The sequence below is a fragment of the Streptomyces sp. NPDC046716 genome (assembly GCF_040645755.1).
GTDB lineage: Bacteria > Actinomycetota > Actinomycetes > Streptomycetales > Streptomycetaceae > Streptomyces.
Genome location: NZ_JBEYYU010000052.1, coordinates 1 through 15,318 on the forward strand (window position 1 = coordinate 1; position 15,318 = coordinate 15,318).

Sequence of the window (15,318 nt, forward strand, 5' to 3'; positions counted from 1 at the left end):
GCTCACCGTCGACGGAGCGCCCCAGTCGTACGTCGATCTCGACGACCCGGCGTACCTGGAGTTCGAGTACGCCCGGCGCCTCGGTGCTCCGCAGACACGACGCGCCGTCGCTACGCGACGGGTCCGGTGCTCCGCACCGGAGCAACTCGCTGACTCCGTCAGCGAGTTGGCGTCACTCCGTGACGCCAAGTCAGCAACGCTCCGCGTTGCTGACGGGCTCCGCCCGCTCCGCGGTCTCGCCCACCGGGTCCACGCTCCGCGCGGCCCCTCAAAAGCTGCTGGCTGCAGCGTGGGGGCACTCTCCTCTTCGATCAATTACATCTGATCTTGGCGTAGTTGGGGCGGCTCTAGTTTCATATGTGTCTTACATAGCTAGACGTTGATCATGCCTGCGATTTGTCTGCTTCCTTGAGCTGAGAACTTTGGAGTATTCGAGTTCTGCTTCTCCTGTCCTTTGCGCTGGGGTGAAGACAGGTTCTCGGGCTCAGTCAGGGTCGGAGAGTTAGGGGCGAGGCTGTAGTCGGCGATGATCTGCTCCAGCAACTCAGCTTGACTGTGCGGGAGTTGACCGGCGTTCAACTTGGTGCGGGTCTTGGCGAGCCAGGGGCCGATCATGATGCGCTCACCGTCGACGTCGATCCACTCGCGGGCGCCGGGTATGCGCTCCCAACGCTCGACGAAGAGCTTCAGGATTTCGGCGGTCTGCGCGAACGTGCGCCGCCGTGTCGCGGGCGACCTGCCCGCGCTTCCCTGGTCCAGGGTGATGCGGTCGGGGGTGAGGCCGATTCGGGTGAGCATGTCGCGCTGGCCGGGGGCGAGTCGGGCCCAGATGCTGAACTGGCGGCGCAGCCAGCTGCCTGCGTTCACCCCGTGGATGACGGTGTCACGGGTCAAGGTGCTGGGGTGGTTGCCAGCTTCGACGTGGGCGCGCAGCAGGTGGTATTTGCGGTGCCAGTCGGGGCCGTGCGGGAGTTGCCAGTCCGGGGCGAGGGAGGTGAGCGCGCCCGCTCGGGTGGGCGTGAGGCGGGAGGCGGCCTTCACGGGCGGCGAGGAATTGGTCGCCGGGGGCCTGGGCGGGGATGGCGAGGTGGCCGTGCTCGGCGTGATAGTCCTCGACGGTGGTCAGGTGGCCCTGCCAGGCGGCTTCGTGGTCGTCCCAGATTCATGCCGAGGGCTTCGAGTTCGGCGCTCCAGGGCTCGTCGAGGACGCCGGCGCGGTGGGCGGTGCGCTGGCCGGTGATGAAGCTACCGAGGCGGAAGCCGAAGGCGTCCTCGTAGTCGGCGGGGACGCGCAGGTGGCTGTGTTCGGCCTGGTAGCGGACGGCGGCGGCTAGGCCTGCGCGGCGGGGAGCGGACAGGACGGCGCCGTCTGCGGGCCAGGCGATGAGGTCCAGGGCGCGGGCGATGGCTGTGAGGTCGAGGGTGTGGTCGAAGCGGAAGCGGCGGGTGATGTAGGTGTGGGAGTCGCGGGCGGGGTGCTGATTTTTGGCGCGGGGGGGGGCGCGGGCGGCAATGGTCTGGTCGTGGTGGCGTAGAGCTGCGGTGACCAGCCACAGTGATTCGTAGGGGGTGCCGAGCAGATCGGTGGGGTCGGCGGTGGGCGGGATGTAGGCGGGGATGACGAGGCTGGCTGTCTTCGCGGTCAGGGTGAGTGGCTTGCGCAGGGCGCGGCCCAGGGCCTGGACGATGCGGCGGACGCTGCCGGTGCGGTCGGCGAAGACGACGGCGTCGACGGCTGGGAGGTCGACGCCCTCGCCGAGGACCTTGGCGTTGGCCAGCACGCCGCGTTCGGCGTCGGTGAAGCGGGCGAGGATGTCGGCGCGTCGGGCGGGGCTATGGGTGCCGTTGATGGAGGCGACGTTCAGTTCGTTGGCCCAGTCGGGGCGTTGGTCGTCGGGGAGGGTGCGCAGGGTGTGGGTGAACTGGCGGGCGAAGTCGGAGGCGTCAGCGATCTGCTGGAAGTAGACGAACACGTGGCGCAGGTCGTGCTGGCGCATGGCTTTGAGGACGGCCAGGTGCAGGGCGGTAGTGCGGCGGGCGGTGGGCCGGTCCTCGGGGTCGGTGTCGGTGTCGGTGACGGTGGGCACCAGAGTTGGCAGTCGGCCAGGACGCCGTCGTCGATGGCGTCGGCGTGGGTGTAGGTGTGCAGGCGGGGGCCGAAGATTTTCGGCTGGTCCATGGTGGCCAGCAGGGCCGGGTCGTCCCAGGCGGGCGCGGTGGAGGGGGTGCGCTTGGGCTGCGCGTGGGTGGTGGGTGCCTCGGCCAGGCGGGGGGCCTCCCACACGTAGGGGGTGGCGGTGAGGTAGAGGCGGCGCGCGGCGGGGATCCGTGCGTTGTCGTGCAGCGCCGTCCAGTTCTTGCCCCAGGCGCCGGCGGTGGCGTGGGCCTCGTCCACGACCAGCAGGTCGAACACGGGCGCGGGGAAGAGTGCGGAGTGCTGGGATTCTTCGATCTTGGACAGGGAGTCGAAGGTGAAGAACACCGTCGCCGTCTCGTGCTTGTTCAGCCAGAAGGCCAGCTATTCGCCCGCGTTGGTCGAGGCGATGTTGGCTCCGGCCAGGGACGGGTGCGCGGCGGCGTTCATCGACGAGACGGTGATCATCGGTTCGCGGCGGTGGTCGGCGCGGGCGGCTGCGGCCCACTGGGCGACAAGGTCGAGGTTGGGCACGGCCACCGCCAGGTGCCGCGTGCCCATCTGTTCGGCGGCGCGCAGGGCCATGAGGGTCTTGCCGGTGCCGCAGGCGCGGACGGTGTGCCCGCGGGTGCCCGGGCGGTGGAGGTAGCGGACGATGTCGGCCAGGCCCCGTTCCTGATCGGCGCGCAGGACCAGGCGTGCGGCGGGATCTTCGCGGGTGGTGGGGCTGGAGGTCATCGTGTGAGTTCTCGGTAGTACGGCCTAGCGGACAGGATGCCCATCCTCGCGCAATGCGAGAGCTGGGGTGGGTCGATCGACGCAACGCCCCCTGCGGGGATCCGGCGGCGCGCGCCGGGGCGACGGCCGTGGGGCGCGGCTCCTCCATCGCGTCAGCGGCCCCGTTGGAAGGTGGCCAGCAGGTGTCCGGTGATGGGCTGCTGAGCTGTGCACACGCGCGGATCGCGTCATGTACGTCCTCGGGCGGTGGGCCATAGACGGCTCGCGCTGGCCGTGCCGACGCTGCCACCATCACCTCACCGCGCCGCACGCATCCCGCGTGCCGGCGCTCCCATTCGCACCACGCCCATGGAGGCACCGTCATGCCGCCCAAGCCCGCTCCCCCCGTCGACCCCGCGCCGAACGCGCCCGGGAGCAGCCGCCTCGGCACCGGTGAGAGCGCTCTGACACTCCGGTTGTGCCCAGCCCGCACGCAGGGATTCAGCCCGCAGCACCCCAGGTCACAAACCTTCGGCGCACCTCAACTCGCGCCCCGTCAATGTCAGCGGTTTTCCGTCGCCCCGGGAGAGGCAGGATGGAGATCCATGGGCGGCTCTCGCACCGCCCGGCAGGGGGCGACATGGTGCACGCGGACTTACCCGATCGGCGGCTCATACAGACCGCGGTGCTCGATGCAGCGGACTCGCTCGACCCGCTGGTCCTGCCCGTCGAGGCGATCGAACTCGACGCCTTCCGCGCCCGATACCGCGGGCACACATTCTGGTGCGGATCATGGCTCGGCGGCTGCGGCCGCCAGCTGACCACCAAGCTGTACGTCGACCGGGTGTGTCACTACGCCCACCACGCCGACACCGACGAGCATCGTGAAGCGTGCGGGCGCCGCGCGCGGGGCGTGGCCAGCGCCGATCACTTGTATGTGCGGGCCGGCGCCGAGGACATGCTGCGCACCCGCGGTTCGACCGGCACCGCGCGGTGCGTACTGCCCGAGCAGAGCGGTGCGGTCCCGCTCGTCGCCGTCTCCGAGGGCCCGGGGGTCACCTTCCACCTGCCGGATGCGACGCCTCCCGACTGGACTGCGTTCGCGCGTAATCCGCGCACTGCGGTGCTGGCGGAGAACTTGCGGGTGCCGCTGAACGTGCAGCAGCAGGTGCACTTCGTGCACCGGGTGCGGTGCACCAGCGACGGCACCCGGCGGCTTGTAGAGCTGGGCACACAGACCGCCGACGGCACCTCCTGGTATCCGATCCACAGCTGCACCTTCACCGCTGCGGGACTGTCCACCCCGGCCCTGGATCCGGGTCGATCGCTCGCTCGCCCCGCCCTCAGCAGCCCCCCACGTGCAGCGTCGACGGGGAAGCAGCTGCCGCCGGAGATACGGCGCCTGACCGCTCAGATCGCGACCGCGCGCGCCGCGCGGGATCTGACCCAGATGCGGCTGCTGCTCGACGAGTGCGACGCTGTGCTGGCCCGGCGCGGCTACCACCAGCCCGCTCTTTCCCAGGCCCGGGACGCGGCGCAGCAGTGGCTGACGGAGCACAGCCGCCGCGACGCCCAGCGCGGTGGGATGCGGCTGGCGCGGGCCCGTGCGGACGAGCCCGTGAGCAGGCCGCCCGACCGGCCTGCGGGCGCCTCACCCGCACGGCAGGGCCGTGACCCGGCGCGGGCCCGCTCCCAGACCCTTGCCCAGCTGCAGATCGCCCTGGATCGCGAGCACTACGGTGATGTACGGGTCCTGCTGGCCACTCTTCGTCAACTCCCGGTGCGCAAAGGGCAGACGGCGTCGCCGGCACAGCAGGAGCTCATCAACGCCGCGCGGGCGAAAGTGAGCGACTTCCGCCGTCTGGGAGAGCTGCAGGAGAAGGTACCGCGGCGTCGCTGGATCACCACGCCGTGCCCCGCCTGTCGTGCCCGGTCGGGGGATGAGTGCTACGACCGCGCCCGTGGCCGCCCGGCGCTGCACCGGCCTGGCGGCCACGACGAGCGCCTGCGCGCGGTGCTGGCCCGGCGTGTGCGGGGCGGGCGGCGGGGACGCCGCACGCGGTGAGAGCTCGAGCAGGTTCCGTGAGGCGGGAGGAGGCGCGCATGAAGCCGGGGGATCCTCCCGCCCTCTGGCCTGCGGTCCCCTGGCGAGCAGGACCCCTTTGCCGGATGCGACAGACTCGACGTCCGCCCGCCCGGACGGCCAGGCAAAGGGGGATTGCGGCATGGGAGCGATGCCGTCAGAGCGAGGCCTGCTGGCTGCCGCGACGGCGGCTGCTCTGCGCGATCTCAATCCGCTCCACCGGCAGGCACACGAAGCGCTCGCCAGCGCTCTGCGCGCCGTCGGCATCAGGTCAGGCATGCACACCGAGCGGCTGCGTACAGGCCCCCAGCCGCTCCTCACTTCGTCCGCGTCGGTCGCGGAGGCACGACAGCGCGTGGAGGACGCCCTCGCCTCGATCTTCAGTGCGGAACTCGTAGTGCACGACTGGCCGCGCGACGAGCGTATTGAGTACAAGCTCGGGCAGTTGCTGACCTTCCTGGACCGCGGCGGCCCGGCAAGCTGGAGTACTCCGAGCGAACATGCGGAGAGTCTTGGCAACTTCCGCGTCAATCTGCTGGAGCTGAGGCAGGTGTTCTTTCCAGTCCAGGTCGTCGGACTCGGCGAGGTGAGTCTCGGCAGCCTTCTTGACCATGTCGAAGGTGAACGGGCCGGGCGGCACGCCGAGATGTTCATGCAGTCGCGTCCAGGAACGGGCCATGCGCGCACCCTACGGCTCGGACCGGAAGGTGCGCGCAAGGGTGGCGGGCCCCGGGGGGACGCAGAACGTTGGTGTGCGGTCGTAGGTGCGCTGCCGGTGTCCGCTGAGCGGTGAGCGCGGCCGGAGTGAGATCGGTGTCCGCTTCGGCGGCCTGCTGAGCGGTGCGCGAGGGGCGCGGGGTGCGCTCGGGGGCGTGCGCCCTGCGCGCGCGTCGTGGGGCGTGCTGCGGCAAGGGGGGTGGGTGGAGAAGTTTTTTCCGATGGAGGCTGTCCGGCGCAGCTAGAGGGTGAGACCTCTACTTTCCAATGGAGAGAGCATGAACATCCCTGATCCGCCGGAGGCTTCGGCTGACGGTAGCACCGGTGCGCCGGTCGTGTATGTGCAGCCGGTCGACGACCAGGGCACTCCCCTGGCCGCGGCCCGCGCCCTGTTCACAACAGTACCGGTCGTCCCGGAACCGCTGTACATGGGAGGCGTGTCCCTCGACCGCCGCGATCTGATGCGGCGCGTCAGCGAGCAGCTGTCGACGGGCCCGGTCGTGGTGGTGCAGTTTCTGGGCCACGGCGTCGTGCCCCCTTCCTTTCCCGTCGGGCCGGCGGCGTCCTGGCTGGCGTCGGTCACCTCCGGGCTCGATCCGGCGTGGGAGAGCCTGGCGCTGCTGGACTCCTGCCGTGGGGGCGCGGAGCGCGCAGATGCTCCGCGGGCGCACGCAGATGTGCTGCGGGCGCAGCTGGAGAGCGCCCGCTCGCGCGTGATCCTCTCCGGTCCGACGGGTGCGGACGAGTGGCTGGAGACGATCAGAACGCCTCGCACGGACGTGTGGCGGGAGGCGGCTGCCACGGTGCTGCTGGACGAGGGGTGGACGCCGCCCGGTCCCGACGACGAGCCCGTGACCTACTTCAAGAAGCGCCTGCGCAGCGCCGTGCGGCAGTGGCGCGGGACCTGGGAACGGCAGCTGAACCATCGCCTGGTGGGGCTGCTGAGCGAACCCCGCTTTCATGGAGGGGAGTTCGTCGGAACGTTGGCGGACACGCTCGTGTCCGGGGCGGATGTCGAGGCCCGTGCGCTGGACGCGCTGGAGGTGAGCGGCGACCCGTGCGTGCTGCAGGTGATGGCCGGGCTCTCGCCGCGGGAGAGCCGCATCGCCGAGGCCTATGCCCGTAACCCGGCTCTGTCCTGGCAGGAGGCGGCGGCCCTGGCCGGTGAGCCCGATCCGCACCGGGCCGGCGACTCGCTCTCCCACCGGTTGCTGCGTCTGGGGCGCCAGCACGTGGAGCGGGCCCGTGCTGCGGGCCGCACCGCAGGCGGGCTCTTCGAGGGGTGCCCGCACCGACTTCCCACGGCCTCGCTCTCTGGCCGGAATTCACCCGGGCAGGTAATTCGTGCACTGGGCACTCAATTGGGGGCGCCTGACTCCAGCCCCTCTCGCCCACTGTGGCGCACTTCACATCAAGAAAGGAACGCGCGAGGACAAAACGACCTCCGATAAACCGCCGCCCACGCCGCATATTCCTTATTGGATCTTGCCTCGTCCGCACCGGTCACGCCTTTACCGCTAAACTCCATGCCGCGAGGCGGAAACGCCGACAACAAAAGAGAGGGCGCGCACATGGCCGACGAAGAAGAAATTTCCGAGTCGGCCGAGACGCACGATGATCCCCCCGTCGAGGAGCCGGCCGGCACGCCGGACCCGGCGCCACGTCGACCCCGCAGGCTTCGGCACGCGGTGGAGATGACGTACTGGGTGCTGATGATCGGACACTACGGGATCCCGTATCTCCACGAGTCGTGGACATGGATGCAGGATCACGCGTTTCCGCTGATCAACAGCCTCTAGGGGGCCGCAGAACCCGGGACCACCTTGCCCGTGGAACCAGACCCTGCGACCGTCTCGGCCATGCCGGAAGTCTGGAAGACGTCTCCACAGACACAGACTCCCGGAAGGTGAAGCGAAACCGAGACTGTGCCGGTGAATCATGAATGATTCACCGGCACAGTCATTCTAGGCGCTGCAGCAGAAATTTTTCCACTGCCGCAGCGCAGATTTTTTCGGATAGATTTCGCACGATCGACGGGACGATTCGACGGACGTAGTCGCCCAATTCAAATGAACCCCAATCTTTCGACTCTGCAATCCACGAAATTGGAAACCAGTTCACTCACACATGCGCGGCTCGATCAAAATATTCTGCAGTGCAGGTAATTTGCCGCTACGGAATCGACGTTGATGATTCCAGCCCTCGGTACTCCGGCAAAAATTCTGTGCGGAAACTTCTCGCGATGACTCCGAAAAGTCTGTGAGCCCAACGCCGGATGTGAGGGACTCGGGGCAAGGACGGTCAGAGGCGCGGTGAGCGGCCGAGGCGGTGCAGGGTGCGGCAGTGCAGGTCGCTTTCGACACCGACGCCCAGGTGTCCGAAGAGGTCATCCCCCTTCTGCAGCGCGACGGCTGCGCGGGCGACGTCTTCCTTGTCGGGGTAGATCCACAGGGAGACACGGCCAGCGTCGGCGGCGATGTCGATGAACATCTGCCGTTCCCGGTCGGTGTCCAGGGCGTAGCGGACTCCGAGCTCGAAGCGGACGGGCGCGCGGCCCAGCAGTTGGAGCACCACGTGCTGGTGGTCGGGGGCGACCTTCCAGCGAGCGTCGATGGTGGTGCCCGTGGCCTGAATGCCGGTGGTGAAGTCCAGGGCGGCCTCGGTGTAGGCGGCGTCGAGTCCTGTGACCGCGTCACGTGCGACGGGCTGCATCAGCATCAGCTCCGGTCCCACGCGTACGGTGAGCGGGAACGCCTCGGCATCAATGAGCACCATCGGATCGGTCACCGGCACATCCTAGATGCGGGCGGAGTGGCTGAACGAGGAACGGTCCTCCTGCGTGCACGTCCACCGGCGAGCACGCCAGCTTCCCAGTTTCCCGGCGCCGGGTCCCCGACCGCGCAGACGACGATCTTTTCGATCCAGGCTATGGCGTGTGGCAGGACATGATGAGGCCGCAGCCCCCGACGTTGACGCCCTGCGCCGAGCAGGGACGGCAGGGGCACTGAGCAGGAGGAGCGGTGGCCGCAGGAGCGTTACGGACAGTGCCTTTGGCGGGTGAGCTGACCACGTCGCTGATCGGCCGGGCTGCGGCCCGCTTCGGCCTGCCGGTCTCGGGGGTGCTGCGGCTGTGGACGCGCCGCGGCACCCCCGCCCGCAAGGACGGCGGCGGCGTGCGGGGCGATGCGGAGCTTGTCCTGAACGCGGCCGGGCGGGATGTGCTCGCCGGGCTGTGCGCGGTGGAGCCGGCGGTGCTGGCCTGCGCGCTGCCCGCCCTGGCCGTGGACGATCCCAGGATCAGCAGCGGGCGCGAGGCCCACCGGGCGCAGGCGCGGTGGCGGACGGCGGGCACCGTGGCGGGAGACGCGGCGTTCGCCTGCCGGCCGTGCACCGCGCGGCGCACCGGCGAGGCGGTGCGGGCGGTGCGGTATCTGCCGCGGTGGCAGCGGGTGTGCCCGCGGCACGGACGGTGACTGATGGACGCGGACGCCGACCAGCCGCTGGAACACCTGGACCTGCGGCCGGTGCCGGAGGTGGTGGCCGGGCGTCGCGCGGCGCGCGGCGCGGGCCGGGGTGGAGGGCCGGGCGGTGTTCGCGCTGGCGCATGCGGTGGTGGCCCACTGGTGGGAGGAGGCCCTGCACTGGGAGCGGGAGGAGATCTGGCCGCGGCGTCTGCACCGGCTGGCGGGCGGTGACGCCGGGGCCCGGTTTGTGTGGTGGCGGATCACGGGCCGGGACGCGGCGATCTACCCGGAGGTGGTGACCGTGGCGCAGATGCTGCTGGAGCCGGCGACGGCAGAGGCGGCCTGGCAGGCGAGCGGCGCCATGCACGCCAGGATGCGGCGCGCGGACGACGCGCTGTGCCGGCAGGTGGGTGAGCGGGTGGGCCGCGCCTGGCTGGGGCCTCTGCTCGCGCACGATCGCCCGAGCCCGCTGCACAGCTGGACGGGCGCGGTCGTGCGCGCCCGCCGCGGGCGCAGTCCTGAGGGCTGGCGGAACGATCCGTGGTTCGTGGAGCGGGAGCAGCAGCCTGCCACGATGGCGGGCGGGCTGCGTGTCCTGGCGGCCGAGGCGCGGGCGGGCGGCTCGGGCACCCGGTGGCTGGCCGCCGTGCCCGCCGAACAGCGCTCGCGCATCACGCAGTTGACCGAGGAGGCCTGTGAGCAGCTGGCCGGGGTGCGCGGCGGGCACAGCGGGACCACCGCCGATGTGGCCCGCAGCCTGCTGGAGCGCCTCAGCCGCAGTGCCGACCTGGTCGACCAGGTGGTGCTGGAGACCGCGGCGGCGGCCGTCGCCGCCGGGGTGGCGCTGGAGGACGTCGCCGCGTGGTCACGCCTGCCCGTCCGGGAACTGGCCGAGCTGCTGGAGGGGTTGCGGCACTGAACCCGAAAGGCAGTGCAGAAGTCCGCACTGACATGGGCGCCACCGGGCGGCATCCTGGCCCCTGCCTCTCCAACGTGCCCGGGAGGCAGCGTAGTCGTGGGCTACCGGCCGGTTTGCCTGCGCGGCGCGGCCGTCATGACGTTGTGTGGAGTGCGTGATCGCCGACAGTCATCCAGCCGGTGCACAGCCCGGCTTACCCGACGGCGTGTCCGGCGTACGTGGCCTGCCGCGGCCGGACGCGGTGGAGGCGGAGTTCGCGGGGCGCAGCTGGCCGGACGGGCCTCACTGATCGACTGCGCGGCCCTGCCCGCCCGCACCGGCGAACGCGAGCCGTTCCGCGAACTGATCGCCGCCCTGGAAAACGCACTCGACCTGCACCACCACCGCCCGGGCAGCCTGCCGCGGCTGGCCCCCTACCTGCACGAGCGGACCGCCGGACGCATCGGCAGCCTCTCCCGCCTCATCCGCCAGGCCGCCATCGAAGCCATCAGTGACGGCCACGAACGCTTCACCAAGACGCTGCTGGACTCCATCACGCTGGACCACCCGGCCCAGGAGCACTACCGGCCCCGCTCCCCCGCCCGCCGGCCCCGGCCCAGCACCCGGTGACCGCCCCTCCAGCATCCCCCGTCCTGGCAGCCGTTGCACCGCCTCCCCCACGAGCGCGGCCGCAATGGCCGTGCCCGCCCGGAGTACTGTGCGTCAGGCCCCTGCCCGGCGAGACCACCGCCTCCTACCTCGCCCGCCTCGCCGCCGCCTACCACCTCACCACCGCCCAGCTCCTGGACGGCCACCACATCACCGTCACCGGCAGCCAGCAGCAGCCGCCCACAGCCGAACTTCACCTCAACCACGAGGCCGTCCGCCGCCTGTCCTGCTTCACCCAGATCCCCCAGGCCCACCTCGCCTACGCCCTGCCCGGCCTGCACCCGCCCCCACCATCGCTTGCCGACGGCCCCCACCCCCGCGCCCACGCCCGCTGGCAGGCACTCGACCCTGCCCTGCAGCCGCTGCCCGCCTGCACCTCCTGCACCGCGCACCGCACGCGCAGCCGCACCGCAGCCCCTCCCGCATGGACCCACCCCGCCCCCGGCAGTCCCCGCCTCATCATCTGCATCCGCCACCAGCAAGCTGCCGGTGACCCCCGCCTCCCGGCGCCTCTCGACACCCGCCCAGCCCCCGAAATCATCCACACCCACCGCCGCGCCCACCGCGCCTCACCGGCCTCCATGAGCTGGGCAACGGCCATCACCACACGCTGGTACGACCACCGCCAGCATCTGCACCAACGCTGGCGACAACGCCTCGAAACACTCCTCGACGCCAACCCCCATATCCCCCACACCCCGGCCTCCCCCACCCTGACCTGCCGGAACCTGATCACCTACCCAGAAACCCTCACCCTCGCCAAAACCCTCGACCAGCTGCCCCCACACCCCCTCACCCACACACACGAAACCGTCTTCCTCCACCACCTCGCCCACCGACTCCACCTGCACCGCCTCGCCCCCGCCGACCACGACCTGCTCTGGCAACGCCTGCGCTGAACACGCGCCAATCAACCTGCACAAAAAGCAGCCCCACAACCAACCCACTGCACAACGCAAAAGCGCAGTTCACCCCCTGAACCGTCCACTACGAGCCGCCGGATCACCCCCAAGCATGAGCAACACCGCCCAATTGCGTTGAACAATCACAGGCCACAGCCACGATGAACACCACAGCGGCCAGACCGGCGCTCTGCGGCCCCCGGGCGCCCGGCCAGCAGCCGCGGCGCGCTCTCCATCGGACATTCATGCGGATCTGGCCGGTGGCGCAGCACGGCGGAGCCGCCTGCCGGGTCAGAGCTCGGCGGGCGGCTCTTGGGCGCGCTCCGGGGTCCGGGGAGGGAGCCTCCGACGGCTCCGGCCCTGAGGGCAGTATGAGCATCTGTCAGGCGAGGCCGCAGTCGTATGCGGTGATGTAGTCCGGACAGGCGCTGTAGGCCGTATCAAGGGCCTTACGGGCCGCGTAGACCGGGTCGTGGCTGTAGTCGGACTCGTCAAGGCCGGTGAGGGCGTCGGAGATGACCTGGAGGGATTCGGAGGGACAGACGACGTAGCCGGTGGCATCGACCGCCCAGGTGGTCATGGCGTCCAAGTCGACGTCCCTGGAGGCGAGTTCGTGACCGGCCGGGCAGACGAACCAGCGATCGGCACGGGCGCGGTAGGTTGCGGCGCCGTCGCAGGGCGCGCAGGTGATGACGTCCATGGTCACTCGCCCTCGTACTCGATGACGCTGGCGGCCTGGTCGGGGCCGGTGACCTCGGCCAGGACGTGCCCGGCGTGCTCCAGGCACGCCAGCCGCTCGACCTTGTCGAACCCGGTGACCGCGAAGGCCGGGCGGGCGCAGCAGGGGGTGTCGATGTAGGTCCAGGAGCAGACGCAGTCGGGGAGATTGAGGAGCTTCACGACGGTGGGCCTCTGGTCCTGGTGGTACTGCTCCTGGGTGGTGAGGCCGTCGGCGGGGATGACGGACGCGAGGGTGTGCGCGTGGATTTGGGTGGCCAGGGCCGGTCGTCGGCCGGTGGCGTCGTAGTGCAGGTCGATCATGTTCGGGCCGTCGGCGGGGCAGGCGCTGTAGACGGTCATGAAGATGCCGGTGATGACGGCGACCTGGTCGCCGGGGCGGAGGTCTGCCGCGTAGCGGCAGGTCTCGCCAGGCTGGTGAGAGTCAGGGCGTGCCTGAGCGCAGAGGGTCGCGGGCATGGGGTGGCGCCTTTCAGGGTGGGGGTCCTGGTAAGACACGCGAGGCCACGCGGTGACACGGGGCTCAGGGACCCTGGAGGGGGCCCTTACCGGGCCGCGGCCCCAGCACGCCGTGTGGCACCGTGACGCCGCGCCAGGACCCCCACCCTGAAAAGAAGGCGCTGCTACGCGGTGCAGCAAAGCCCACCGTGAATCTTGAAAACCGTCGTGGCGAGAGTCACCGTGGGTTCAAATCCCACACCCACCGCGCAGGATGAAGGCCCCTGACCAGCTAAATCGGTCGGGGCCTTCATCTTGCTGACGACCTGTGGGGGACCGCAATTCCCCGTGAGTTCCCGGTCGATCGGGCACGGATGGGGCACGGCCGCGCAGTCAGTTCGCGCGTGGTCGACCGTCACGAACCCACGTCACCACGGTCAGAACTGCCGTGACGAACATCAGGACACTGAAGGTGGCTACGGATTCGACGTACTGCTCGTAGCCCTCTGCGCGCAGCTGGAGCGCAAGGGCACCAAGAGCAGTCCCAAGCGTGGCTGTCGCGGCGGCCATGGCGACGAACGGGCCCTTCGTCATTGGTACTTCCCCCAAGCCAAGAGACGACTGATCACAATCGAGGCTACATGCATCGTGCTCTCAGGGCGCGGACGAAGATCTACCTGCTGACCTTTTCGGGGTGTTGTAGTAGTGGCTGACGGGTGGTGATTCCTGGGGTAGGCCGGTGGTATGCGGTACGCACAGGGCGGTGGGCTGACCGCCGAGCGGCAGCGTTTTTGGTGAACGGATCCGGCTTGAGGCCGGTCGGTTCGCGCGGGCCTAGAAGAGTGCGGCGATCGCGAAGGATCTGCGGGTGAGTGTGCGGTCGGTGGAGCGTTGGCGGCGGGCATGGCGCCAGGGCGGGACGGCCGCCCTGGCGTCCGTCGGCCCGCCGAAGCTGCCCAGGCTGAGCTACGACTAGTTCACCGAGCTGGAGAAGGATCTGGTCAAAGGCTCGGCCGGCCCGGCCGAGCTTGGCTGGGAGGATCGGCCCTGGACGCTGGCGAGAATCCGGGTACTGATCGCCTCCATCTTCAATCTGGACGTCTTGCCGGCGGCGGTCGCCAGGCTGATGCACCGGCATGGCTGATCTTGGCAGTCACCCGCCCGCCGGGCCCTAAAGCGCGTTGAGCCTGCCGTGGAGTTGTGGAAGAAGGGGGTGTGGCCGCCCGGTCAACAATGATCCCGGGCAGGGCAGTTGAAGCAGATCCGACGGAGGTTGCGCGACTAAGCGGCTTTCCAGAAGTCCTGTCGGTATCTCGTGGGGAACCAGGGGCTTGTCCAGGGTGCGGCGGTGGCCAGGTTGTGATCCGGTGATCGGCTGCGGAAGAAGGCATGGATCTGTCGTTTGCGGCCGGGCCAGGACACTGCGGTGTTCGCGATGAAGGTCTTCAGGGCGGCCCAGATCCGTTCGGTCGGGTTGTCGGGCGGGCTGTAGCGGGCGCTGAACCACAGGTGCACGCCGGGGTGGTCGGCGATGAAGTCGCGGACCGCGCGGGCGTGGTGGATCTGGTCGTTGTCACACACGATGGCGAGGGCCGGGGCATCGGGATAGGCGGCCAGGAGCTGCTGAAGCCGGGCGAGGAAGTCGGCCGCACAGCGGCGCCCGAGTCGGTAGAAGAAGGTGCCGGAGGTCACCTCCAGCGCACCCAGCACGGTGACCTGGCGATTCCTGCCCGGGGTGAGGGCTTCGGGGCGGTGGCCGGGCAGGGTCCAGCGGGCACGGACGTGGGGCAGCAGGTGCACATGCGTTTCATCGGCGGTGAAGACCTTCGCGCCGACGGGAAGCAGTGCCATGCGGCGGCGCAGGGCGGCCAGGATGGCGTCCCGGTGTGGATCACCGCGGGCGATATCAGCTTCGGCCGCCGCCACACGGCCACTTCGCGCAGGCGCCGGTACAGGGTGCGGCTGCTGACCTTTGGTCGGCCCAGGTGGTGGTGCAGCCGACACACCGTCCACGGCCAGGGTCGCTCCAGCAGTGCGGCAATCCGCCCAGTCAGCCGGCGCCCACCCAGCCGCGGCCGTCCGCTGCGGGGCCGGTCCTCCAGGCCGGCCACACCATGGGCGTTGAAGCGGTCGATCCACCGCCGCACCGTGGCCGGGTCGTACCCCAACGGCGAGGAAATCTCCGCGGGAGGCAGGCCATGCAGGGGCAGCAGCACCATCACCGCCCGAACCATCGAGCGGCCAGGACCGCGCAGCAGGCCGCGCAACCTCTCGCACTCACGGCCGGAGGCGTTGGCGAACACGGTGGGCGGGTGCACACTGACCACAACCTCGCCGGGTGGACGGACGATGCTGACACTTCGATCGAACGCCGGGCGAGGGCCATGTCAACGCCTCGCGCAGCAAGCAGCCTCGACTGCCTGTGACTGAGCGCTTCAGTTGGCCCCTGAGTGCTGTGGCTGGCCCGGCTGAGCGTTTCGGTTGGCCCACAAAATAGCGGTGAGGGCTGTGACCTGCCGTGTGTTCTTGTGAACTGGAACGGGATGGCGCGCGGTGGC

Annotated in this window: 15 protein-coding genes and 4 pseudogenes; 11 read left to right on the forward strand and 8 right to left on the reverse strand. The window is 70.0% G+C overall.

Going from position 1 to position 15,318, the window contains the following annotated elements; genetic code table 11:
- Positions 1-85, forward strand: a pseudogene (locus ABZ930_RS30915) (spermidine synthase-like protein); the annotation flags it as partial.
- A 287-nt stretch (positions 86-372) separates the two neighbouring features.
- On the opposite strand, the gene ABZ930_RS30920 reads toward ABZ930_RS30915, so the two are convergent.
- The 3 genes and pseudogenes from ABZ930_RS30920 to ABZ930_RS30930 all read right to left on the reverse strand — a co-directional run.
- A complete protein-coding gene (locus tag ABZ930_RS30920) occupies positions 373-1,041 on the reverse strand; it encodes a type III restriction endonuclease subunit R (protein WP_361555002.1) in 669 nt (222 codons plus the stop codon).
- Positions 1,038-2,087 (reverse strand): helicase-related protein, encoded by a 1,050-nt coding sequence (locus ABZ930_RS30925; RefSeq protein ID WP_361555005.1) that lies wholly within the window; start codon positions 2,085-2,087, stop codon positions 1,038-1,040. Before ABZ930_RS30925 ends, ABZ930_RS30920 begins: the two co-directional genes overlap by 4 nt.
- A gap of 260 nt (positions 2,088-2,347) precedes the next feature.
- Positions 2,348-2,872, reverse strand: a pseudogene (locus ABZ930_RS30930) (DEAD/DEAH box helicase family protein); the annotation flags it as partial.
- 574 nt (positions 2,873-3,446) lie between these two features.
- Here ABZ930_RS30930 and ABZ930_RS30935 point away from each other — a divergent pair.
- From ABZ930_RS30935 to ABZ930_RS30950, 4 genes are all read left to right on the forward strand, one after another.
- Positions 3,447-4,916, forward strand: coding sequence for a hypothetical protein (locus ABZ930_RS30935; RefSeq protein ID WP_361555008.1), 1,470 nt, complete (start codon positions 3,447-3,449; stop codon positions 4,914-4,916).
- 160 nt (positions 4,917-5,076) lie between these two features.
- Positions 5,077-5,727: a hypothetical protein gene (locus ABZ930_RS30940; protein ID WP_361555011.1), complete on the forward strand. Its 651-nt coding sequence runs from the start codon at positions 5,077-5,079 to the stop codon at positions 5,725-5,727.
- Between the two features lie 202 nt (positions 5,728-5,929).
- Positions 5,930-7,102 (forward strand): hypothetical protein, encoded by a 1,173-nt coding sequence (locus tag ABZ930_RS30945; RefSeq protein WP_361555014.1) that lies wholly within the window; start codon positions 5,930-5,932, stop codon positions 7,100-7,102.
- Between the two features lie 120 nt (positions 7,103-7,222).
- A complete protein-coding gene (locus ABZ930_RS30950) occupies positions 7,223-7,450 on the forward strand; it encodes a hypothetical protein (RefSeq protein WP_361555017.1) in 228 nt (75 codons plus the stop codon).
- Positions 7,451-7,952: 502 nt separating this feature from the next.
- Here the strand turns inward: ABZ930_RS30950 and ABZ930_RS30955 are convergent.
- Complete coding sequence (locus tag ABZ930_RS30955; protein WP_361555020.1) at positions 7,953-8,438, reverse strand: hypothetical protein; 486 nt, start codon at positions 8,436-8,438, stop codon at positions 7,953-7,955.
- 257 nt (positions 8,439-8,695) lie between these two features.
- Here ABZ930_RS30955 and ABZ930_RS30960 point away from each other — a divergent pair, with 257 nt between their 5' ends.
- The 4 genes and pseudogenes from ABZ930_RS30960 to ABZ930_RS30975 all read left to right on the forward strand — a co-directional run bounded on the left by ABZ930_RS30960 (position 8,696) and on the right by ABZ930_RS30975 (position 11,581).
- Positions 8,696-9,124 carry a hypothetical protein gene (locus ABZ930_RS30960; protein ID WP_361555023.1) on the forward strand — a complete coding sequence of 143 codons (429 nt, stop codon included), beginning with the start codon at positions 8,696-8,698 and terminating at the stop codon, positions 9,122-9,124.
- Between the two features lie 115 nt (positions 9,125-9,239).
- Entirely contained in the window at positions 9,240-10,034 is a 795-nt protein-coding gene (locus ABZ930_RS30965; protein ID WP_361555026.1) for a hypothetical protein, read from the forward strand.
- A 249-nt stretch (positions 10,035-10,283) separates the two neighbouring features.
- Positions 10,284-10,643, forward strand: a pseudogene (locus tag ABZ930_RS30970) (ATP/GTP-binding protein); the annotation flags it as partial.
- The gene (locus ABZ930_RS30975; protein ID WP_361555029.1) at positions 10,640-11,581 is read left to right on the forward strand and encodes a TniQ family protein; all 942 of its coding nucleotides are present in this window, start codon (positions 10,640-10,642) and stop codon (positions 11,579-11,581) included. The pseudogene ABZ930_RS30970 and the gene ABZ930_RS30975, both read left to right, overlap by 4 nt.
- Before the next feature lie 385 nt (positions 11,582-11,966).
- On the opposite strand, the gene ABZ930_RS30980 is transcribed toward ABZ930_RS30975, so the two are convergent.
- The 3 genes from ABZ930_RS30980 to ABZ930_RS30990 all read right to left on the reverse strand — a co-directional run bounded on the left by ABZ930_RS30980 (position 11,967) and on the right by ABZ930_RS30990 (position 13,354).
- Positions 11,967-12,284 (reverse strand): hypothetical protein, encoded by a 318-nt coding sequence (locus tag ABZ930_RS30980; RefSeq protein ID WP_361555032.1) that lies wholly within the window; start codon positions 12,282-12,284, stop codon positions 11,967-11,969.
- Positions 12,285-12,286: 2 nt separating this feature from the next.
- The gene (locus ABZ930_RS30985) at positions 12,287-12,781 is read right to left on the reverse strand and encodes a hypothetical protein (RefSeq protein WP_361555035.1); all 495 of its coding nucleotides are present in this window, start codon (positions 12,779-12,781) and stop codon (positions 12,287-12,289) included.
- A 372-nt stretch (positions 12,782-13,153) separates the two neighbouring features.
- Positions 13,154-13,354: an SCO3870 family protein gene (locus tag ABZ930_RS30990; protein WP_361555038.1), complete on the reverse strand. Its 201-nt coding sequence runs from the start codon at positions 13,352-13,354 to the stop codon at positions 13,154-13,156.
- A gap of 274 nt (positions 13,355-13,628) precedes the next feature.
- Here ABZ930_RS30990 and ABZ930_RS30995 point away from each other — a divergent pair, with 274 nt between their 5' ends.
- Positions 13,629-13,736, forward strand: a complete 108-nt coding sequence (locus tag ABZ930_RS30995) for a hypothetical protein (RefSeq protein WP_361555041.1) — start codon at positions 13,629-13,631, stop codon at positions 13,734-13,736.
- Between the two features lie 108 nt (positions 13,737-13,844).
- Positions 13,845-13,904 (forward strand): hypothetical protein, encoded by a 60-nt coding sequence (locus tag ABZ930_RS31000; RefSeq protein ID WP_361555161.1) that lies wholly within the window; start codon positions 13,845-13,847, stop codon positions 13,902-13,904.
- A gap of 137 nt (positions 13,905-14,041) precedes the next feature.
- On the opposite strand, the pseudogene ABZ930_RS31005 reads toward ABZ930_RS31000, so the two are convergent.
- A pseudogene (locus tag ABZ930_RS31005) lies at positions 14,042-15,078 on the reverse strand (IS630 family transposase).
- Positions 15,079-15,318: the final 240 nt, after the last annotated feature.